The sequence below is a fragment of the Burkholderia lata genome (assembly GCF_902499025.1).
Lineage (GTDB): Bacteria > Pseudomonadota > Gammaproteobacteria > Burkholderiales > Burkholderiaceae > Burkholderia > Burkholderia lata_C.
Map to the genome: position 1 here is coordinate 1 of NZ_CABVPW010000053.1, position 20,654 is coordinate 20,654.

A 20,654-nucleotide genomic window follows, 5' to 3' on the forward strand; every position below is an offset into this window, starting at 1 on the left:
CGGAGGCGGCCGCCGCCGATGCCGCTTCCGCCGCGCTGGCCGCGGTCGGCACGACCGGCTGCGGCAGCGCCGTGAAGCCGGCCGCGACGGCGGCGGGCCGGTTCGCGTCGCCGATCACCGGTGCGTTGATGGGCTCGGTCGCCGACGCCGCGGCAGCTACGGCCGCGGCCTCGTTCTGCGGGTTCTGGCGGTCGATGAGGTAGAAGTCGAGCACGCGGCGTGCGATCGGGCCGGCGGCCTGCGCACCCCAGCCACCGTTCTCGACGACCAGCGCGACGGCGATCTGCGGATGGTCGACCGGCGCGTAGGCGATGAACAGCGCGTGGTCGCGCAGGTGCTCGGCGAGCAGGTGGCCCTTGTAGTTGGAGCCTTGCAGCGAGAACACCTGCGCGGTACCGGTCTTGCCGGCGGCGAGGTACGGCGCGCCGCGGAACACCTTGTACGCGGTGCCGGACGGGTTCTCGATCACGTTCTCCATCCCGCGCTTCACGACGTCGATGTCGCCCTGCTTGAGCGGGATCACTTCGCTTTCCTTCGGCACGGTCAGGCGGCGCCCGCGCGTGATCGGATCCTCGACTTCCTTCACGAGGTGAGGCTTCATCACGACGCCGTTGTTCGCGAGCGTCGCGGTCGCGTGCGCGAGCTGCAGGATCGTGAACGAGTTGTAGCCTTGGCCAATCCCGAGGCTGATCGTCTCGCCGTCGAACCACTTTTGCTGCGCGGCCTTCTTGAACGCCTTCTTCTTCCAGTCGGTCGACGGCAGGATCCCGCGCGCCTCGCCCTGGACGTCGATCCCGGTGATCTGGCCGAAGCCGAACGGTTTCATGAAGTTCGCGATCGCGTTCACGCCGAGGTCGCGCGCGAGCATGTAGAAGTAGGTGTCGTTCGACACCATGATCGCCTTGTTCATGTCGACCCAGCCCTGGCCCGAGCGCACGTCGTTGCGGAACGTGTGGCCGCCGAACGTGAAGTAGCCCGGATCCTGGAAGCCCCAGCCCGGTGTGCGCTTGCCGAGCGTCAGGCCCGCGAGTGCCATGAACGGCTTGTACGTCGAGCCGGGCGGGTAGGTGCCGTGCAGCGGGCGGTTCAGCAGGGGCTTGTCGGGCGAGTTGTTCAGCTCGTCCCAGGTCTGCTGGTCGATGCCGTCGACGAACGAGTTCGGGTCGAAGCTCGGCGACGACACGAACGCGAGCACGTCGCCCGTCTTCGGCTCGATCGCGACCAGCGCGCCGCGCTTGCCGGCGAACGCCTGCTCGGCGACCTGCTGCAGCCCGATGTCGAGCGACAGCACGAGATTGTTGCCGGGCGTCGCCTGCGTGCGCGACAGCGTGCGCACGGGCCGGCCGCCGGCCGTCACCTCGACTTCCTCGAAGCCCGTCAGCCCGTGCAGCTCGGTTTCATAGCTCTGCTCGACGCCGATCTTGCCGATGTAGTCGGTGCCCTTGTAGTTGTTCGCGTCGCGGCGCGGATCGTAGGTTTCCTGATCGCTGTCGTTGTCGTCGCTCATCGCGTCGATGCGATCCTGGTCGCGCTTCGAGATCCGGCCGATGTAGCCGATCACGTGCGCGGCCGTGGTGCCGAGCGGATATTGCCGGAACAGCCGCGCGCGCACGTCGACGCCGGGGAAGCGGAAGCGCTGCGCGGTGAAGCGCGCGACTTCGGCGTCGGTGAGGCGCGTGCGGATCGGCAGGCTCTCGAAGTTCTTCGAGTCTTCCTGCAGCTTCTTGAAGCGGCGGCGGTCGCGCGCGTCGATCGGGATGATCTCGGACAGCTTGTCGATCGTGTTGTCGAGCGTGTCGTCGAGCTTCGACGGCGTGATCTCGAGCGTGTACGCCGAATAGTTCTTCGCGAGGATCACGCCGTTGCGGTCGGTGATGATCCCGCGGTTCGGCACGATCGGCGCGACCGAGATGCGGTTTTCCTCGGCCTGCAGCGCGTATTTGCCGTGCTGCATCAGCTGCAGGTAGAAGAAGCGGCTCGCGAGCAGCCCGAAACAGACGAACACGAACACGCCCGCCGCCGCGACGCGCAGGCGGAACTTCGAGAGCTGCTGTTGGGTGTCGTTGAATTCGGTCATGCGGTTACGATCGGTCTGGCCCGCGCGCGCCGTGCGGGCGCGGGCGAGGTGCCGCCCCGGAGCGCGGCGCGCAGCGGGCGTGGAGGCGGCGGGTATTCAAGGCAGGCCCCTGGCTCAGATGGGGCGCGTATCGTCCGGATCGACCGGGCGGCGTTGCGGCATCAGCAGCAGGTGGCTCGCGATCGGCCACAGCGCGGCTTCGACGAAGCCGTCGACCAGGTACCGCCAGCCGGGGAATGCAGCGCCCATCACGAGGCGGATCACGAACGGGACGAGTTGCGCGACGACCAGCAGCGGCGTGACGTATAGCACCTGCACGCCGATCGGCATCCACAGCACGCGGCGGTGGATCGTGATCGCGCCGTACGACAGCAGCGTATAGGCGAGCGCATGCTCGCCGAGCAGCCCCGCGTCATGCACGTCCATCAGGATGCCGAGCGCGAACGCGACGCCCATCCCGACCTTGCGCGGCTGGTGGATGTTCCAGAACAGCAGCACGAGCGCGACGAAGTCGGGCACGCCGGGCAGGCGGCCCCACGGCATCAGGTTCAGCAGGAACGCGGCGGCGAGGCTGAAGACGATGAAGTACGGATTGACCGGCTGCAGGATGTATTGCGGGCGATTCATCGCTGGGCTCCTGATTGCCCGGCCGCGGGCTTCGCGGGCGTGGCGGCGGGCTTGGCCGGAGCGGCAGGCGCGGGCGCGGGCTTCGCGCCGGGCTGGGCCGCGGCGGCCGGCTTCGCATTCGCGTCAGCCTTGTCGGCCTTGTCGCCCTTCGCGGCGGCTTTCGCGCCCTTCTTGCCCTTCGCGTTCTTGTCGGTGGCCGGGTCGGGCTCGGCCGGGCGCGGCGGAATGTCGTTCTGGTAATGCAGCACGAGCATCTGGCGCGCGCCGCGCACGGCTGCGATCGGCGCGCAGGTCACGCGCGCGAACGCCGTATCGGCGAGCTTGTCGACGCGCGCGACCTTCGCGACCGGCAGGCCGGGCGGATAGACGCCGTCCAGGCCGCTCGTGACGAGTTCGTCGCCGACGACGAGATCCGCGCTCGTCGGCACGAAGCGCAGGTCGAGCGAATCGCCCTTCGGCGTGCCGTAGATCACGCTGCGCAGGCCGGTGCGCAGCACCTGCACGGGAATCGCGAGATCGCGGTCGGTGACCAGCGTGACTTCGGACTGCAGCGGGAACACGCGCGTGACCTGGCCGACCACGCCGTTCTCGCTGACGACGGGCGAGCCGTTCTGGATGCCCTGCTGCGAACCCTGGCCGATCACGATCTTCTGCGTGAACGGATCGCTCGTGTCGTACTGGATCTCGGCCGGCGTCGCTTGCGTCGCGATGTGCTGGCGCAGCTCGAGCACCGCGCGCAGGTGCGTGTTTTCCTGCGCGAGCACGGCGGCCTGGTTGGCTTGCGTGGACAGCTGCAGGTTGCGCTTGCGGAGGTCGTCATTCTCGTGGCGCAGCGATGCGCCGGTGACGGCGATGTCGGCCGCGCCCATGAACAGGTCGCGCGGCACGAGCGCGGCGCGCTGCAGCGGATAGAGCACGGTGCCGAGCACGCCGCGGACGATTTCGAGCGTGCTGAAGCGCGCGTCCGATACCAGGAGCGCGATGGCGAGGGCAACGAAGAAGATGAGCCGCGCGAGCGCGGGCGGACCTTGCTTGAAGAGGGGCGGCGGACTGTATTCCATGGTCGGCGCCGGGCGCGAATGATCGGTTAAATGATGCTCAGACGCGCAAACGGCGCGGCGGTTCGTTCTAAACGAGCGATCCGGCCACGCCGCGGTTGCGTCATGTCAGGGAACTGCCTGGACGATCACTCGTACGAGAAGATGCTGCCCAGCTTGTCCATGCGCTCGAGCGCCATGCCCGAACCACGCACGACGCAGGTGAGCGGATCTTCCGCGACGAGCACCGGCAGGCCGGTTTCTTCCGCCAGCAGGCGATCGAGGTCGCGCAGCAGCGCACCGCCGCCCGTCAGCATCATCCCGCGTTCCGCGATGTCGGCGCCGAGTTCCGGCGGCGTCTGTTCGAGCGCGATCTTCACCGACGACACGATCTGGTTCAGCGGATCGGTCAGCGCTTCGAGGATTTCGTTGCTCGAGATCGTGAAGCTGCGCGGAATGCCTTCCGACAGGTTGCGGCCCTTCACTTCCATTTCCTTGACTTCGGAGCCCGGGAACGCGGAGCCGATTTCCTTCTTGATCGCCTCGGCGGTCTGTTCGCCGATCAGCATCCCGTAGTTGCGGCGGATGTAGTTGACGATCGCCTCGTCGAACTTGTCGCCGCCGACGCGCACCGAACCCTTGTACACGATGCCGCCGAGCGAGATCACGCCGACTTCCGTCGTGCCGCCGCCGATGTCGACGACCATCGAGCCGGTGGCTTCCGACACGGGCAGGCCCGCGCCGATCGCAGCGGCCATCGGCTCTTCGATCAGGTAGACCTGCGACGCGCCGGCGCCGTGTGCGGCTTCCTTGATCGCGCGGCGCTCGACCTGGGTCGAGCCGCACGGCACGCAGATGATGATGCGCGGCGACGGCGAGAACATGCGCGACTCGTGAGCCGTCTTGATGAACTGCTTGATCATCTGCTCGGTGACGGTGAAGTCGGCGATCACGCCGTCCTTCATCGGGCGGATCGCCTCGATGTTGCCCGGCACCTTGCCAAGCATCTGCTTGGCTTCCTTGCCGACCGCCTGGATCGTCTTCTTGCCGTTGGGGCCGCCTTCCTGGCGGATCGACACGACGGACGGCTCATCGAGCACGATGCCCTTGCCGCGCATGTAGATCAGGGTGTTTGCGGTGCCGAGGTCGATCGCAAGATCGTTGGAGAAGTAGCTGCGCAAAAAACCGAACATTCAGAATCCTGTTTCGCTCTGGGCCGGCCCTGCATAGCGAGCGCTGAGGGCGGCAGCGGAAAAAATAACAGCCTCGGGAAGCGTGGCGGAAGCGGCCGCCGCGGCGCACGAAGCTGCGAGTGATGTCTACCGGGGATCGCACGAAGCACGCACGGCTTGCCGAAGCGGGGCGAAACGGTGCGGGAAAAGGCTGCCGGGTTTGGGTCGAACGCGTAATGATACCTTATAATTTCACGGTATTTGAATCGAAACGGGCGGTATTTTTGCCGCTTCGGCCCTGATTTTTGAGGGTGGGATCGCACCCTCCAACCCCCCGCCGCAGTGCTGCTTTTGATGCGCTGCGCAGCCTTGTTTTTCCGGTGATCGCATGGCCCTGAACCTGACCGATGTGAAACGCATCGCGCACCTGGCGCGACTCGAAATGGCCGACGCCGACGCCGAGCACATGCTCGGCCAGCTCAATGAATTCTTCGGCCTCGTCGAGCAGATGCAGGCGGTCGACACCGCCGGCATCGCGCCGCTCGCCCACCCGATCGAACAGATCCAGGAAGTCGCGCAGCGCCTGCGCGACGACGCCGTGACGGAAGTCGTCAATCGCGACGACAACCAGCGTCCGGCGCCGGCCGTCCAGGACGGCCTCTATCTCGTGCCGAAGGTGATCGAGTAAGCATTCGATGACAAGCGCGCGGCCGCCTTCGCGCCGCGCGCCACCCAGAATTCCCAGGAAAACCACTCAATGCACGCAAAAAGCCTGACCGAACTGCGCGCCGCGCTCGCCGCCAAGGAATGCTCGGCCGTCGAGCTCGCGCAGCTCTACCTGAAGCGGATCGACGCCGCGCGCGACCTGAACGCGTTCGTCCACGTCGATGCCGATCTGACCCTCGCGCAGGCGAAAGCCGCCGACGCGGAGCTCGCGCGCGGCGCGGGCGGCGCGCTCACCGGCTTGCCGATCGCGCACAAGGATGTGTTCGTCACGCGCGGCTGGCGCTCGACCGCCGGCTCGAAGATGCTCGCGAATTACGAGAGCCCGTTCGACGCGACCGTCGTCGCCCGCCTGCAGGCGGCCGGCATGGTCACGCTCGGCAAGACCAACATGGACGAGTTCGCGATGGGCTCGTCGAACGAGAATTCGGCGTTCGGCGCGGTGAAGAACCCGTGGGACACGAACGCGGTGCCGGGCGGCAGCTCGGGCGGCAGCTCGGCCGCCGTCGCCGCGCGCCTCGCGCCGGCCGCGACCGGTACCGACACCGGCGGCTCGATCCGCCAGCCCGCGTCGTTCGCGGGCGTGACGGGCATCAAGCCGACCTACGGCCGCGTGTCGCGCTACGGGATGATCGCGTTCGCGTCGTCGCTCGACCAGGGCGGCCCGATGGCGCAGAGCGCGTCCGATTGCGCGCTGCTGCTGAATGCGATGGCCGGCTTCGACGAGCGCGACTCGACCAGCCTCGAGCGCGACGATGAAGATTTCACGCGCCACCTCGGCCAGCCGTGGGCAGCCGGCAACGATGCGGGCAAGCCGCTCGCGGGCCTGCGCATCGGCCTGCCGAACGAGTATTTCGGCGACGGTCTCGCGGACGACGTGCGCGCGACGATCGACGCGGCCCTGAAGCAGTATGAAGCGCTCGGCGCGACGCTCGTGCCGGTGTCGCTGCCGAAGACGGAACTGTCGATCCCCGTGTACTACGTGATCGCGCCGGCGGAAGCCTCGTCGAACCTGTCGCGTTTCGATGGCGTGCGCTTCGGCCACCGCGCCGCGCAGTACGGCGACCTGCTCGACATGTACAAGAAGTCGCGCGCGGAAGGCTTCGGCCCCGAGGTGAAGCGCCGGATCCTGGTCGGCGCGTACGTGCTGTCGCACGGCTACTACGACGCGTACTACCTGCAGGCGCAGAAGATCCGCCGCATCATCGCGAGCGATTTCCAGGAAGCGTTCAAGTCCTGCGACGTGATCATGGGCCCGGCCTCGCCGACGGTCGCATGGGATCTCGGCTCGAAGGGCGACGATCCGGTGCAGATGTATCTCGCGGATATCTACACGCTGTCGGTGAGCCTCGCCGGCCTGCCCGGCATGAGCGTGCCGTGCGGCTTCGGCGCGGGCGCGAATGCGAAGCGCCCGGTCGGCCTGCAGATCATCGGCAACTATTTCAACGAAGCCCGGATGCTGCAGGTCGCGGACGCGTTCCAGCGCGCGACCGACTGGCACAAGCAAGTTCCGGCGGGGGTGGAGAATGAGCCCCCACGCTCACATTGTTCGCTGCCCCCCGAGGGGGCGCATGCCTCCCTTGAGGCGGCTCGGCGGGAGGCATGAATATGGCTACTCAATGGGAAGTCGTCATCGGTCTCGAGACGCACGCGCAACTGTCGACCGTCTCGAAGATTTTCTCGGGCGCGCCGACGCAGTTCGGCGCCGAGCCGAACACGCAGGCCTGCCCGGTCGACCTGGCGCTGCCGGGCGTGCTGCCGGTGCTGAACCGCGGCGCGGTCGAACGCGCGATCCGCTTCGGCCTCGCGATCGGCTCGACCATCGCGCCGCGCAGCATCTTCGCGCGCAAGAATTATTTCTACCCCGATCTGCCGAAGGGCTATCAGATCAGCCAGTACGAGATTCCGGTCGTGCAGGGCGGCCAGATCACGATCCAGGTGCCCGCCAACGAAAAGGCCGGCAAGGAAGCGTACGAGAAGACCGTCAACCTGACCCGCGCGCACCTCGAGGAAGATGCGGGCAAGTCGCTGCATGAAGACTTCGCCGGGATGACCGGGATCGACCTGAACCGCGCGGGCACGCCGCTGCTCGAGATCGTCACCGAGCCGGAAATGCGCAGCGCGGCCGAGGCCGTGGCCTACGCGAAGGCGCTGCACGGGCTGGTCGTGTGGCTCGGCATCTGCGACGGCAACATGCAGGAAGGCTCGTTCCGCTGTGACGCGAACGTGTCGGTGCGCCCGGTCGGCCAGGAGAAGTTCGGCACGCGCGCGGAAATCAAGAACCTGAACTCGTTCCGGTTCCTCGAGGAAGCGATCAATTTCGAAGTGCGTCGCCAGATCGAGCTGATCGAGGACGGCGGCGAAGTCGTGCAGGAAACTCGCCTCTACGATCCGGACAAGCGCGAGACGCGTTCGATGCGCAGCAAGGAAGACGCGCACGACTACCGCTACTTCCCCGACCCCGACCTGATGCCGCTCGTGATCGGCCCGGACTGGATCGAGCGCGTGCAATCCGGGATGCCCGAGCTGCCGGCCGCGATGCAGCAGCGCTTCGCCGACGAATACGGCGTGTCCGCGTACGACGCGGGCGTGCTGACGTCGAGCAAGGCGATGGCCGCGTACTTCGAATCGGTGGTCGCGAAGGCCGGCGCGGCGAATGCGAAGATCGTCGCGAACTGGCTGATGGGCGACGTATCGTCGCAGCTGAACCGCGATGGCATCGAGATCGATGCGATCCCCGTGTCGGCCGCGCAGCTCGCGCTGTTGCTGCAGCGCATCGCCGACGGCACGATCTCGAACAAGATCGCGAAGGAAATCTTCGCGACGATCTGGGACGAGAAGGCCGACGACGAAGGGGCGGCCGACCGCATCATCGACGCGAAGGGGCTGAAGCAGATTTCCGATACCGGCGCGCTGGAAGCGATCATCGACGAAGTGCTCGCGGCGAACGCGAAGTCGGTCGAGGAATTCCGCGCGGGCAAGGAAAAGGCGTTCAACGCGCTGATCGGCCAGGCGATGAAGGCGACCAAGGGCAAGGCCAACCCGCAGCAGGTCAACGAACTGCTGAAGAAGAAGCTCGGCTGAGCATGACCGCGCGCTTGAACCGCGCATGACGACGGGCCGCCCCGAACCAGTTCGGGGCGGCCCGTTGCGTTTGGTGGATGCGTTATCGTATGCACCACAGCGTCCAACGGAGGAACGAATGGCGAAACAACCGTCGCTCGACGATTTCCGCGTGCCGACCAGCACGCGCGAGAAGGAAGCCGCAGCATTCAAGCTCGATGCGTTCGACCCGGCCGCGAAGCCGTTCTCGTCCGGTTCGAAGGACGACGACCGCGCCCGGCTGTCGGCCGTGTCGACCGAGCTCGACGTGCAGCAGGAGCGCCTGCACACGCAGCAGAAGAAGCGCGTGCTGCTCGTGCTGCAGGGGATGGATACCAGCGGCAAGGACGGCACCGTGCGTGCGGTGTTCCGCGAGGTCGATCCGCTCGGCCTGCGCGTCGTGCCGTTCAAGGCGCCCACGCCGATCGAGGCCGCGCACGACTTCCTGTGGCGCGTGCATGCGCAGGTGCCGGCCGCGGGCGAGCTCGCGATCTTCAACCGCAGCCACTATGAAGACGTGCTCGTGCCGCGCGTGCTCGACCTGATCGACGCGAAGGAATGCGAGCGCCGCTACCGGCAGATCCGCGATTTCGAAACGATGCTGGTCGAGAACGGCACGACGATCATCAAGTGCTTCCTGCACATCTCGAAGGACGAGCAGCGCGAGCGGCTGCAGGCGCGCATCGACGATCCGACCAAGCACTGGAAGTTCGACATCTCCGATCTCGACGCGCGCAAGCACTGGGACGCGTACCAATCCGCCTACCGCGACGCGCTCGCCGCGACGTCGGCCGAGCATGCGCCGTGGTATGTGATCCCCGCGAACTCGAAGACGCACCGCAACGTGATGATCGCCGAGCTGCTGCTGCGCACGATGACCGACATGAAGCTGGAATTCCCGCCGCCGAAGCCCGAGCTCGAAGGCGTGAAGATCCGCTAAGCTGCCCCCTGAAAAACATCGAACTGAACGGAATCCGACATGATGCGAGTGATTACCGCCAACCTGAACGGCATCCGCTCCGCCGCGAAGAAGGGCTTCTTCGAGTGGCTCGGCGAACAGAATGCCGATTGCGTGTGCGTGCAGGAAATCAAGGTCTCGGCCGACGATCTTCCGACCGAATTCATCGAGCCGCACGGCTTCAAGAGCTATTTCCACCACGCCGAGAAGAAGGGCTACAGCGGCGCGGGCGTGTACAGCCGCCGCGAGCCCGATGACGTGATCATCGGCTTCGGCAGCAGCGAATTCGATGCCGAAGGACGCTACGTCGAGGCGCGCTACGGCAAGCTGTCGGTCGTGTCGGTGTACGTGCCGTCCGGCTCGAGCGGCGAAGAACGCCAGCAGGCGAAGTACCGCTTCATGGACGAGTTCATGCCGCACCTCGCCGCGCTGAAGAAGAAGCGCGAAGTGATCCTGTGCGGCGACGTGAACATCGTCCACAAGGAAATCGACATCAAGAACTGGAAGAGCAACCAGAAGAACTCGGGCTGCCTGCCGGAAGAGCGCGAATGGCTCACGAAGCTGTTCGACGATGTCGGCTATGTCGACGTGTTCCGCACGCTCGACCCGCGCGCGGAGCAGTACACGTGGTGGAGCAACCGCGGCCAGGCGTACGCGAAGAACGTCGGGTGGCGGATCGATTACCAGATCGCGACGCCGGGCGTGGCCGGCACCGCGAAAAGCACGTCGATCTTCAAGGACATCAAGTTCAGCGACCATGCGCCGCTGACGGTGGACTACGACTACAAGAAGTGATGTCCCGCGCTGCGTCGTGCGCGTAGGCGCCAGGCCTCCGGTCGCCGGATGTAAAAACGGGCCGCATGTCGAACATGCGGCCCGTTTCATTCGGCGCGGCGATCGTGCGTGCCGCCCGGCGGCGCTTACTGCTTGATCGACGCCATGTCGATCACGAACCGGTACTTCACGTCGCTCTTCAGCATCCGCTCGTAGGCCGCGTTGATCTGCTGCATCGGAATCGTTTCGATATCCGACGTGATCCCGTGCTCCGCGCAGAAGTCGAGCATTTCCTGCGTTTCCGCGATCCCGCCGATCAGCGAACCCGCGAGGCGGCGGCGCTTGAAGATCAGGTTGAACACCTGCGGCGACGGATGGTCGTGCTCCGGCGCGCCGACCAGCGTCATCGTGCCGTCGCGCTTCAGCAGGTGCAGGAACGGGTTCAGGTCGTGCTGCGCGGCGACCGTGTTCAGGATGAAGTCGAAGCTGTTCAGGTGCGCGTTCATCTGCGCTTCGTCCTTCGAGATCACGACTTCGTGCGCACCGAGACGCTTGCCGTCTTCGACCTTCGACGGCGACGTGGTGAACAGCACGACGTGCGCCCCCATCGCGCGCGCCAGCTTCACGCCCATGTGGCCGAGGCCGCCGAGGCCGACGATGCCGACCTTCTTGCCCGGGCCGACGTTCCACTGCCGCAGCGGCGAGTAGGTCGTGATCCCGGCGCACAGCAGCGGCGCGGCGCCGGCCGGGTCGAGCGACTCGGGCACGCGCAGCACGAACGCCTCGTCGACGACGAGCTGCGTCGAGTAGCCGCCGAACGTGATGTCGCCCGTCACGCGATCCTGGCCGTTGTAGGTGCCGACGAAGCCGTTCTCGCAATATTGCTCGAGGCCGTCGGCGCAGCTCGGGCAGGTGCGGCACGAATCGACGAGGCAGCCGACGCCGACCAGCTGGCCGACCTTGAAGCGCGAGACCTGCGGGCCGGTCGCGGTCACGCGGCCGACGATTTCATGGCCCGGCACGACCGGATAGATCGTGTTGCGCCATTCGTTGCGCGCCTGGTGCAGGTCCGAGTGGCAGACGCCGCAGTAGAGGACGTCGATCTGGACGTCGAGGTCGCGCAGCGCGCGACGCTGGAATTCGAACGGGGCGAGCGGCGACTGCGAATCGGTCGCTGCGTAGGCATAGGTAGTGCTCATGCGATGGGCTCCTTGTCCGGAAAGCATCCGGCGAAACAGACTGCCGTCGCATCATGTGGCGATGCGGCGAGGCAGGACGTCATCGTAAGGAGCACGGCGCCGCTGTGAAATACACGAAGGTCTCGAAGATTTGCCTATTCCTCTCGAACTGCATGCAAACACCCGTCAAATCGCATTCAAGGTGCTACATTGCGAGCCAGATTCTCTTGCCGGACAGGACCACGCAGATGAGCTTCGAGCCCCTTTTCACCGACGCGGGCGACCGTGTGCAGCGCCGCATGGTCGAGCTGCATACGCGCCTCGCGCCGAACGAGGGCGACACGCGTGCGGCGCTCGACGGCGTGCGCTTCATCCGCGTGAGCCGTCCGGCGCCGCGCATGCCCGTGTTGTACGAGCCGAGCATCGTCGTCGTGTGCCAGGGGCGCAAGCTCGGCTATCTCGGCGAGCGCTCGTTCGTGTACGACGCGCAGCAGTATCTCGTGCTGTCGGTACCGCTGCCGTTCGAATGCGAGACCTTCGCGAGCCAGGACGAACCGTTTCTCGCGATCTCGATCCGCGTCGATCTCGCGGTGATCGCCGAGCTCGCGATCCTGCTCGACGAGACGCTAGGGGTACCCGTCAGCGAGCCGCTCGGCGTCGATTCGACGCCGCTCGATGCGCCGCTGGCGGATGCCGTGCTGCGGCTGCTCGAAGCGCTCGCGTCGCCGCACGACACGCGCGTGCTGGGCCCCGCGATCATGCGCGAGATCGCCTATCGGGTGCTGACGGGCGAGCAGGGCGATGCGATCCGCGCGGCGCTCGTCCAGCAGCATCACTTCGGCCGCATCGCGAAGGCGCTGCGGCGCATCCATGCAGACCTGAAGGCCGACCTCGACGTCGAGACGCTCGCGCGCGAGGCCGGGATGAGCCTCGCGGTGTTCCATGCGCAGTTCAAGCACGTGACGGCGACGTCGCCGATGCAGTACGTGAAGGCCGCGCGGCTGCACCAGGCGCGGCTGATGATGGTGCAGGACGGGGTCGGCGCCGGCGCAGCGGCCGCGCGGGTCGGCTATGCGAGCGCGTCGCAGTTCAGCCGCGAGTTCAAGCGGCTGTTCGGCCGCAGCCCGGGAGACGAGGTGCGCTGGATGCGCGAAAGCGGCGCCCGGCCGGTCGCGGCGGACGCGGATGCGTAGGGCAGTGCAGCGATCGGTTGTGCGCGACGCTCAGCGCCGCACGACCTTGCGACGCTGCGCGCTGATGCCTGCGTAGTCGGGCAGCGTGTCGACGCGCTTGCCCACCGCCTTCGCGTACAGCGGCATGAGATCCGGCAGGCGGTTCAGCAGGTCCTGGCGGCGGGCGGTGCTGTACGGGTGCGTGTAGATGAAGCCCGTCGCCTTGTTCCCGCGCGTCGCGACCGCGATCTTGTCCCACAGCGTGATCGCCGCGCGCGGATCGAAGCCCGCGCGTGCTGCGATGTCGCCGCCGATCACGTCGGCTTCGGTCTCGTCGGTTGCGTTGTAGTGGAGCGTCTGCAGGCGTTCGCCGATATTCAGTGCCTGCGGCAGCGGATCGCCGACCCCGAACAGCGGCGGCAGCGCGGCCGCGCGCAGCGACGTCTGCGAGGTCTCGCTGAAGTTGCTGCGCGCGTGTTCGCGCAGCGCGTGCGCGATGCTGTGCGCGAGCAGCACGCCGAGCTCGTCGTCGTTCAGGCGGACGCGGTCGAGCAGGCCGCCGTACACGAGCACCTTGCCGCCCGGCAGGCAGGTCAGGCGAATGTCGCGCGAGCGGATCGCGTTGACGTCCCACGCCCAGTTCTTCACGCGGTCGTTCCATTTCACCGAATACGGCGCGAGCTTCGCGACGATCGCACGCAGGCGCTTCACGCGCGGCTGGTTCGCGGGCAGCAGGCGATTGCTGTCGGCGGCCGCCTGCACGATCTGCGCGTATTCGTTCGCGGTGAGCTGCTCGAGCAGCGTCGACGGGATCAGCGTGCGGAAGGCAATGGCGTTGCCGTAGCGGATCTGCTGCGGCGTCTGCGCATACGCCTTCGCCGACGCGGCGGCGCCGGTCGGCTGCGCGGGTTCGGCGGTGGCCGGCTGGGCGGGAGCGGCGGAAGTCGACGTCGCCGGCGATGCAGCCGGTGCAGCGGCCGGCCCGGAGCCCGCGGCGGTGGCAGCGGGCGTACCGGTGTCGGTCGCATGGGCGAAGCCTGCGGCAAGCGCCGCGGCGCCGACGCTCAGCGAAGCCGCAACGCGCGCGAGGCGGTGCAGGCCGTTACTGCGCACGGCTGGCCTCGCCGTTGCGCGCGGTACCGTTCCACGGCGCGATCTTGAACAGCAGCAGCATGCCGGGAATCGCGAGCGCGGTGCACACGATGAAGTAGTCGAACCAGCCGATCTTCGCGACGATGAAGCCGCTCGCGGCCGACGCGAGCGTGCGCGGCACCGACGCGAGGCTCGTGAACAGCGCGAACTGCGTGGCCGTATAGCGCGGGTCGGTCGTGCTCGCGATGTACGCGACGAACGCAGCCATCGTCAGGCCGGTGGTGAACGTTTCGACGCCGTAGACGAGCGCGAGCGCAACGGTCATCGGGCTGAAGTGCGGCGTGACGGTCATGCCGAACACCGACAGCACCGACGCGATCGCATGGCTCGTCGACACGGTGAAGTCGTAGAGCATCGCGAGCACGGGCGAACCGGGGCCGAGCTGTGCGAGCCACGCGAAGCCGAGCGTCGACACCATCTGCAGCGCGCCGAAGATCCACAGCCCGCGGCCGATGCCGATCTTCACGAGCCAGACGCCGCCGATGATGCCGCCGGCGACGCTTGCCACGAGCGCGGTGGTTTTCGCGACGATGCCGATCTCGGTGCGCGAGAAGCCGATGTCGAGGAAGAACGACGTCGACAGCGTGGTAGCCATCGTGTCGCCGATCTTGAACAGGAAGATGAACGCGATGACGAGCAGCGCGCCGGCCCAGCCGTCGCGCTGGATGAATTCGCGGAACGGCAGCACGATCGCGTCGCGCAGGTTGCGCGGCGGCGTACCGACCACTTCGGGCTCGCGCACGACGAGCGTCATCAGGATGCCCGGCAGCATGAACGCGCCGGTGAGCGCGAACACGGCATCCCACGGCATGTGGTCGGACAGGATCAGCGCCAGCGAGCCGGGGATCAGCGCGGCGAGCTTGTATGCGTTCACGTGTATTGCGTTGCCGAGGCCCTGCTCGGTGTCGCGCAGCAGCTCGCGGCGGTAGGCGTCGATCACGATGTCGGCGCTCGCGCCGAAGAACGCGACGAGCGTGGTGAGCGCGGCGACCGTCCAGATCGAGTCGCGCGGCGACACGAAGCCGAGCGCGGCGATCGCACCCGCGACCAGCAGCTGCGTGAGCAGCAGCCAGCCGCGCCGGCGGCCCGGCCGCCAGCCGGGCAGGCGCGGGACGTAGCGGTCCATCAGCGGCGCCCACAGGAACTTCCACGTGTACGGGAACTGGATCAGCGCGAACAGGCCGATTTCCTTCAGGTTCACGCCCTCGGAGCGCAGCCATGCCTGCACGAGGTAGACGAGCGTGAAGAGGGGCAGACCCGACGTGAAACCCAGGAACACGCAGATCAGCATGTGCGTGTTCAGGTAGGCTCGCCAGCCGGGGTGATCCTCGTGAGCGGTGAGTGCGGGCGCCTCGTGTGGCGTTTTCGACATGGACTGGAACTGGATAGCGTTGACTGATTGCGGCGGCAGCGCAGGCGGCGGCGCGGGTAGCGCAGCGGCTCGGCCGCACGTGTGTGCAGGCCGTCGGCGTCCGTCAACGGCTCCCCGGCTCAGCTGCGCTTGACGCGATAGACAGCAAGACTACCACGCCAGTTCGCTCCCCATCGAATCGGTTGGCCTCCGTGCAGCACCACGCGGTCGAGGATCGTCACGCCGACTTCGGGCGCGAGCGCCTCGAAATCCTCGATCGTCAGCACCCGCACGTTCGGCGTGTTGTGCCACTGGTAAGGCAGTGATTTCGACACCGGCATCCGGCCGTTCAGCACCGACAGCCGGTGCGGCCAGTAGCCGAAGTTCGGGAACGACACGATGCATTCGCGCCCGACCCGCGCGGTTTCGCGCAGGATCGCGGCCGTCTGGTGAATCGTCTGCAACGTCTGCGACAGGATCGCGATGTCGAAGCTGTGGTCCTCGAACAGGCGCAGGCCGTCTTCCAGGTTCTGCTGGATCACGTTGATGCCGTTCTTCGCGCTCGCGAGCACGCCCGCGTCGTTCAGCTCGATCCCGTAGCCGGTCACGTCCAGCTCTTCCATCAGCAGCGCAAGCAGCGAGCCGTCGCCGCAACCGAGGTCGAGCACCGTCGAGCGCGGTTCGACCCAGCGCGCGATCGTGCGGAAATCCGCGCGCGCGGACAGGGAATTCAGTGCTTGCTGGTTCATGCACCCACCTCGATGGCGATTCGTTCGTAATACGCGCGGAGCAGGTTGTGATAGCGCGCGTCGTCGAGCAGGAACGCGTCGTGGCCGTGCGGCGCGTCGATTTCCGCATAGCTGACCGTGCGCTTGTTGTCGAGCAGCGCCTTCACGATCTCGCGCGAGCGGGCCGGCGCGAAACGCCAGTCGGTCGAGAAGCTCGCGATCAGGTATTTCGCCTGCGTGTGCGCGAGCGCGGCCGTCAGGTTGCCGTCGAACGCCTTGGCCGGGTCGAAGTAGTCGAGCGCGCGCGTGATCAGCAGGTAGGTGTTCGCGTCGAAGTAGTCGGCAAACTTGTCGCCCTGGTAGCGCAGGTACGACTCGACCTCGAATTCGACGTCGAAGCTGAAGTTGTACGCGTCGAGCGCGCCGTCGGCGCGGCGCAGCGCACGGCCGAATTTCTCGGCCATGTCGTCGTCGGACAGGTACGTGATGTGGCCGATCATCCGCGCGACGCGCAGGCCGCGCTTCGGCTTCACACCGTGCGCGTAGTAGTCGCCGCCGTGGAAATCCGGATCGGACAGGATCGCCGAGCGCGCGACCTCGTTGAACGCGATGTTCTGCGCGGACAGCTTCGGCGTCGACGCGATGTCGATGCAGTGCGCGACGCGCTCCGGATACATCAGGCTCCACGCGAGCGCCTGCATCCCGCCGAGGCTGCCGCCCATCACCGCGGCGAAGCGCTCGATGCCGAATGCGTCGGCCACGCGCGCCTGCGCGTGCACCCAGTCCTCGACGGTGACGACCGGGAAGCTCGCGCCGTACGGCTTGCCGGTCGACGGATCGATGCTCATCGGGCCGGTCGAGCCGAAGCACGAGCCGAGGTTGTTCACGCCGATGACGAAGAAGCGGTTGGTGTCGAGCGGCTTGCCGGGGCCGACCATGTTGTCCCACCAACCGGTGCTGCGCGGATCGTCCGCGTAGACGCCGGCGACGTGGTGCGACGCGTTGAGCGCGTGGCAGACGAGCACCGCGTTCGAGCTCGCGGCGTTGAGTTCGCCGTACGTCTCGACGACGAGCTGATAGTTGCCGATCACGCTGCCGCTTTGCAAGCGCAGCGGTTCGGCGAAGTGCATGGTCTGTGGAGCGACGATGCCGATCGATTCCATTCGTTCCGCCTTATGACTGGGCAGCTAAATGGTGTCGGCGATGCGCGGAGTCGGAGATGCGCGGCTGACGACCTCTTTAGCCGCATTTGTAGTGAACCGCCGGGACACAAGACACATCAAGACCCCGGCCGGTTCGCGCGCCCGCAATCGAGTCAGCAAATCGGCGCGCTTCCGACATACCGCCCGAGGGGCGGCAGTCGGCAAAGTATAGCGGAAATTGCGGAGCGCGGATTCGGGTGCGCCGGGGTGTCCGGCTGGCGGCCACGCCGGGTGTTGGTGCGTCGGATGCGGCGGCCTGCACGGGCGGCGGCGTCCGGCGCCGTATGGAAGGGGCGGCGTGGCTCGTCAGGCCGCCGCCGCCCCGCCGTGGCGTCGCGTTACCAGCGGTACTTCGCCGCGAACCCGCCCTTGACCACCGCGTAGTCGGACAAATTCGCCTCCACGCCGAGACTGGCCGATACCGCGAAGCGCTTCGATATCTGCCCCGTCGCGCCGATGCGGAACGCGGCGCGGTCGCGCGGCACGCTGAACGAGAACGCGTTGCCGTCGAGCGTCAGCGACCGCGAGCCGGGGCCGTGCCACCAGTTTGCCTCGACGAACGGGCGCAGCTCGCGGCCGGCCGCGATCGCGGTGACGCCGTGCACGCGTACGCCGACGCGGGTCTGCACGTCGGTCGAGCCCTGGCCGTCGAGATAGCCGCCGGCCGTATGGTGTGCGGCCGCGCGATAGTCCGACACGACGAGTTGCGCCTGCGGCTCGACGAAGAAGCGCGTGTCGCCGCGCTCGTAGAAGCGGAACGAGTGGCCGGCTTCGACCGAGCCCGTGACGGTGCGCGACCGGTACGAATCGCCGGCGAGACTGCCGCCGACCCGGTTCGCATACGCGCCGTACATGAACCACGCATCGACATACGGGCCGGACAGGATGTCGCGGTTGCCGTACCACGTGCCGTACAGGCCGACGTTGTAACCTTCGACGCTGCCGCGCGCGGTCGCATCCGCGATGCGTTGCTCGGCGGCATTCCACAGCGGCCGCGTCGACCAGCTCGTCTGGCTGCCGTACATCCCCATCGCGCCGGCCCGGATGCGGCCGCCGCGACCGTCGTCGAAGCGGAGCAGGTCGGCCCCCGCGTGTACCAGGCGGCCGTTACCCGACACGCTGTGCGCACCGCCCGACATCGACGTGAACTGGCCTTCGGTACGCAGCCACGCGGCGCCGTCGAGCGGTTGCGATCCCGCGCGATCGGTGCGCAGCGACTGGTCTTCGCGCTGATGCAGCGTGTGGATCGCCATCGTCGCGGCCGCGTCTGCGTTCGCGAGATAGGCGTCGGGCTCGGGTGCGGCGGCGCGCGGTGCCGGTGGCGTGATTTCCGGGACGATGGGCGGATCGGGATCGACGGGGCCGGGCGGCGCCGGCGGTTCGGGTTTCGCGGCGGAAACGAGATACCAGTCGTCTGCGTTGCCGCCCTGGCCGCCACGCGCGAGCATGTAGTCGTAGCCGCCGGCCGACAGCGTGCCGAAGCCCTGCCGGTAGCCGTCCGATGCGGCATCGAGCGCGAACGCGGCGGCATCCGTCGTGCCGCCGTTGCGGGTCTGGACGATCGGGATGCCGACCGTGGTCTGCGCACCTTGGCCACCCGAACGCTTCACGATGATGCCCGTGTTGCCCGATGCATGTCCGCCGTCGATCACGAGCCGGTCGGTGGGCGACGTGTCGTCGTGCAGCGTCGTGTGGATCAGCAGCCGGCCGTCTCGGGCCGCATAGTCGCCGTTGACGACGAGTGTGCGCGGCGTGCCGGCGTCGGGCGCGGCGAACGCGATCGCCGAATCGTTCAGCACGATCGAGCCGACCGTCGAATCGCTGGTGAGTGTCCACTGGCTGCCGCTGTCGAGCGACAGCGCATGGACGGCATCGGTCGCGCCGGTCCACGAGGATGCGCCGGACAACGTGACGTCGGTGACGGCGGGCGTCGGGTTGCCGTCGTCGTCGGGCAGGTTCGCGATGTCGCCGGCTGCGTGCGCGCCAGTCTCGAGCGACAGGCGTACCGGGGCGCCTGTCTGGGCGTGCACGGACAGCAGCGTGCCGTTGCCGCCGGCCGCCCGTGCGCCGTTGCGTAGCGTGATGTCGGCGCCCGTTGCATCGATGGCCGCATGTCGTTCGCTGACGAGCGAGCCGCCGTCGACGGTCAGCGAGCCGCCGTAAACAGCCGCGGCATGTGCGTCGTCGCCGGTCGTGTGCGCGTCGGTGCCAAACAGCTCGATCGTGCCGCCGGCGCTCGCATAGAGTGCGTCGGCCGCGTTGCCGTGCGTCTCGACGGTCATGTCGGCCAGGGTGACGGTGGAGCCCGTGCCGCTGGACAGCACACCGCGTGCGCGTTCGCCGCTCGTCGCGATGCCGCCGCGCGTCATCGTGACCTTGCCGCCGAATCGGGCAAGGGCGCCGATCGAGCGGGCGCCCGTGGTTGTCACGTGCGTATCGGTTGCATCGACGACGGGCGTCTCGCTGTATTCCTTCGATGCATACAGCCCGTGAGCACTCCTGCCTCGGGTGACGACGCGCGTCCGGGTGAGATCGACGCGGCCCTCGCGCGTGTCCACGCCGAGCGCGTAATCGCCGGCGGTTTCAAGATGCGAGTCGTTGAATGTGGCGGCCGAAGCGCCAGGCAGGAACAACACCGAAGCATAGTCGCCGCTTGTCCGGATATCGGTGCGATCCAGCGTGGCTCGGGCGCCGCCGTAACTGACGGATACGCCGATGCCGAACAGGCCGCTGGTGCGGATCAGCGTGTCGGCCACGACGATGGTGCCGCCCGGCACCAGGTTCGCCATGATTCCATACGCCTCCTTTCCGCGCGTCACGATCACGCCGTCGGTGAAACTGAGCTGGCCATTGGCGCCGTCGACGGACGCGCCGTGTGCGTAGTCGCCATCGGTATCGATCGAGATCCGTTCCGCCGATGCGCTGCCGCCATAGCGGAGGTCGACGCCGGTGCCGGAGTCGCCGCGGGTCCGGATTTCCGTATCTCGCAACGCGATGCGCGAACCGGTGCCCCACGCGGCAGCGCCGATTGCGCCGACGCCGGTCGAGAACACGCGAGTCTTGCCGGTGGTCGTCAAGAGGCCGCCATTGATGGCGGACAACACGGCGTCGCCGGATTCCGTGGTCGAGTAGTCGCCCGGTGCGACCTCGAGCAGGGTGCCGTCCGCCTGCTGTGGGCCGCCGCCGATGACCTGTGCGGTTGACGGCCATGGCAGCGATATACCGGCAAGCAGTGCGGAATAAGCCAGGCTGCGACCGGTGTATCCCCGGGAGGCCAGGAAGCTGAAATTCACTTGTTCACCTCGATTTTTCTTGAATGAGTGAAAAGTAGCTTATTGAGGTGAGATGGGGAATTGGACAGGTTCGAATATTGCGGGGGGCAGTGGATGCTGGCCGCGAGA

16 protein-coding genes are annotated in these 20,654 nt (G+C 67.3%); 6 read left to right on the top strand and 10 right to left on the bottom strand.

Going from position 1 to position 20,654, the window contains the following annotated elements; genetic code table 11:
* From mrdA to BDI24065_RS36225, 4 genes are all read right to left on the bottom strand, one after another.
* Window positions 1-2,077: penicillin-binding protein 2 (gene mrdA, locus BDI24065_RS36210; protein ID WP_175035205.1), on the bottom strand; the 2,077-nt coding region annotated here is incomplete at its 3' end.
* A gap of 114 nt (window positions 2,078-2,191) precedes the next feature.
* Window positions 2,192-2,704, bottom strand: a complete 513-nt coding sequence (mreD, locus tag BDI24065_RS36215) for a rod shape-determining protein MreD (RefSeq protein WP_009687274.1) — start codon at window positions 2,702-2,704, stop codon at window positions 2,192-2,194.
* The gene (gene mreC / locus BDI24065_RS36220; protein ID WP_175035206.1) at window positions 2,701-3,765 is read right to left on the bottom strand and encodes a rod shape-determining protein MreC; all 1,065 of its coding nucleotides are present in this window, start codon (window positions 3,763-3,765) and stop codon (window positions 2,701-2,703) included. The genes mreD and mreC overlap by 4 nt, the downstream gene beginning before the upstream one ends.
* Window positions 3,766-3,890: 125 nt before the next feature.
* Window positions 3,891-4,934, bottom strand: a complete 1,044-nt coding sequence (locus BDI24065_RS36225) for a rod shape-determining protein (protein ID WP_004189550.1) — start codon at window positions 4,932-4,934, stop codon at window positions 3,891-3,893.
* 367 nt (window positions 4,935-5,301) lie between these two features.
* Here BDI24065_RS36225 and gatC point away from each other — a divergent pair, with 367 nt between their 5' ends.
* The 5 genes from gatC to BDI24065_RS36250 all read left to right on the top strand — a co-directional run bounded on the left by gatC (window position 5,302) and on the right by BDI24065_RS36250 (window position 10,491).
* On the top strand, window positions 5,302-5,601 hold the full coding sequence (gene gatC / locus BDI24065_RS36230) for an Asp-tRNA(Asn)/Glu-tRNA(Gln) amidotransferase subunit GatC (protein WP_069746730.1): 300 nt from the start codon (window positions 5,302-5,304) through the stop codon (window positions 5,599-5,601).
* Between the two features lie 69 nt (window positions 5,602-5,670).
* Window positions 5,671-7,242 (top strand): Asp-tRNA(Asn)/Glu-tRNA(Gln) amidotransferase subunit GatA, encoded by a 1,572-nt coding sequence (gene gatA / locus BDI24065_RS36235; protein WP_175035207.1) that lies wholly within the window; start codon window positions 5,671-5,673, stop codon window positions 7,240-7,242.
* A gap of 2 nt (window positions 7,243-7,244) precedes the next feature.
* Complete coding sequence (gatB, locus tag BDI24065_RS36240) at window positions 7,245-8,720, top strand: Asp-tRNA(Asn)/Glu-tRNA(Gln) amidotransferase subunit GatB (RefSeq protein WP_175035239.1); 1,476 nt, start codon at window positions 7,245-7,247, stop codon at window positions 8,718-8,720.
* Between the two features lie 118 nt (window positions 8,721-8,838).
* On the top strand, window positions 8,839-9,678 hold the full coding sequence (locus BDI24065_RS36245; RefSeq protein ID WP_175035208.1) for a polyphosphate kinase 2 family protein: 840 nt from the start codon (window positions 8,839-8,841) through the stop codon (window positions 9,676-9,678).
* 39 nt (window positions 9,679-9,717) lie between these two features.
* A complete protein-coding gene (locus BDI24065_RS36250; RefSeq protein ID WP_175035209.1) occupies window positions 9,718-10,491 on the top strand; it encodes an exodeoxyribonuclease III in 774 nt (257 codons plus the stop codon).
* A gap of 125 nt (window positions 10,492-10,616) precedes the next feature.
* Here BDI24065_RS36250 and BDI24065_RS36255 read toward each other — a convergent pair whose 3' ends face one another.
* Window positions 10,617-11,669 (bottom strand): NAD(P)-dependent alcohol dehydrogenase, encoded by a 1,053-nt coding sequence (locus tag BDI24065_RS36255; protein WP_175035210.1) that lies wholly within the window; start codon window positions 11,667-11,669, stop codon window positions 10,617-10,619.
* Window positions 11,670-11,896: 227 nt separating this feature from the next.
* On the opposite strand from BDI24065_RS36255, the gene BDI24065_RS36260 reads away from it, so the two are divergent.
* The gene (locus BDI24065_RS36260) at window positions 11,897-12,841 is read left to right on the top strand and encodes an AraC family transcriptional regulator (RefSeq protein ID WP_175035211.1); all 945 of its coding nucleotides are present in this window, start codon (window positions 11,897-11,899) and stop codon (window positions 12,839-12,841) included.
* Between the two features lie 30 nt (window positions 12,842-12,871).
* Here BDI24065_RS36260 and BDI24065_RS36265 read toward each other — a convergent pair whose 3' ends face one another.
* From BDI24065_RS36265 to BDI24065_RS36285, 5 genes are all read right to left on the bottom strand, one after another.
* Window positions 12,872-13,933: a M48 family metallopeptidase gene (locus BDI24065_RS36265; RefSeq protein WP_175035212.1), complete on the bottom strand. Its 1,062-nt coding sequence runs from the start codon at window positions 13,931-13,933 to the stop codon at window positions 12,872-12,874.
* Entirely contained in the window at window positions 13,923-15,344 is a 1,422-nt protein-coding gene (locus BDI24065_RS36270) for an AmpG family muropeptide MFS transporter (RefSeq protein WP_175035213.1), read from the bottom strand. The genes BDI24065_RS36265 and BDI24065_RS36270 overlap by 11 nt, the downstream gene beginning before the upstream one ends.
* Before the next feature lie 119 nt (window positions 15,345-15,463).
* The gene (gene metW, locus BDI24065_RS36275; RefSeq protein ID WP_089451437.1) at window positions 15,464-16,072 is read right to left on the bottom strand and encodes a methionine biosynthesis protein MetW; all 609 of its coding nucleotides are present in this window, start codon (window positions 16,070-16,072) and stop codon (window positions 15,464-15,466) included.
* Window positions 16,069-17,214, bottom strand: a complete 1,146-nt coding sequence (metX, locus tag BDI24065_RS36280; RefSeq protein ID WP_175035214.1) for a homoserine O-succinyltransferase MetX — start codon at window positions 17,212-17,214, stop codon at window positions 16,069-16,071. Before metX ends, metW begins: the two co-directional genes overlap by 4 nt.
* 377 nt (window positions 17,215-17,591) lie before the next feature.
* On the bottom strand, window positions 17,592-20,546 hold the full coding sequence (locus BDI24065_RS36285) for an autotransporter family protein (RefSeq protein WP_175035215.1): 2,955 nt from the start codon (window positions 20,544-20,546) through the stop codon (window positions 17,592-17,594).
* Window positions 20,547-20,654 lie beyond the last annotated feature (108 nt).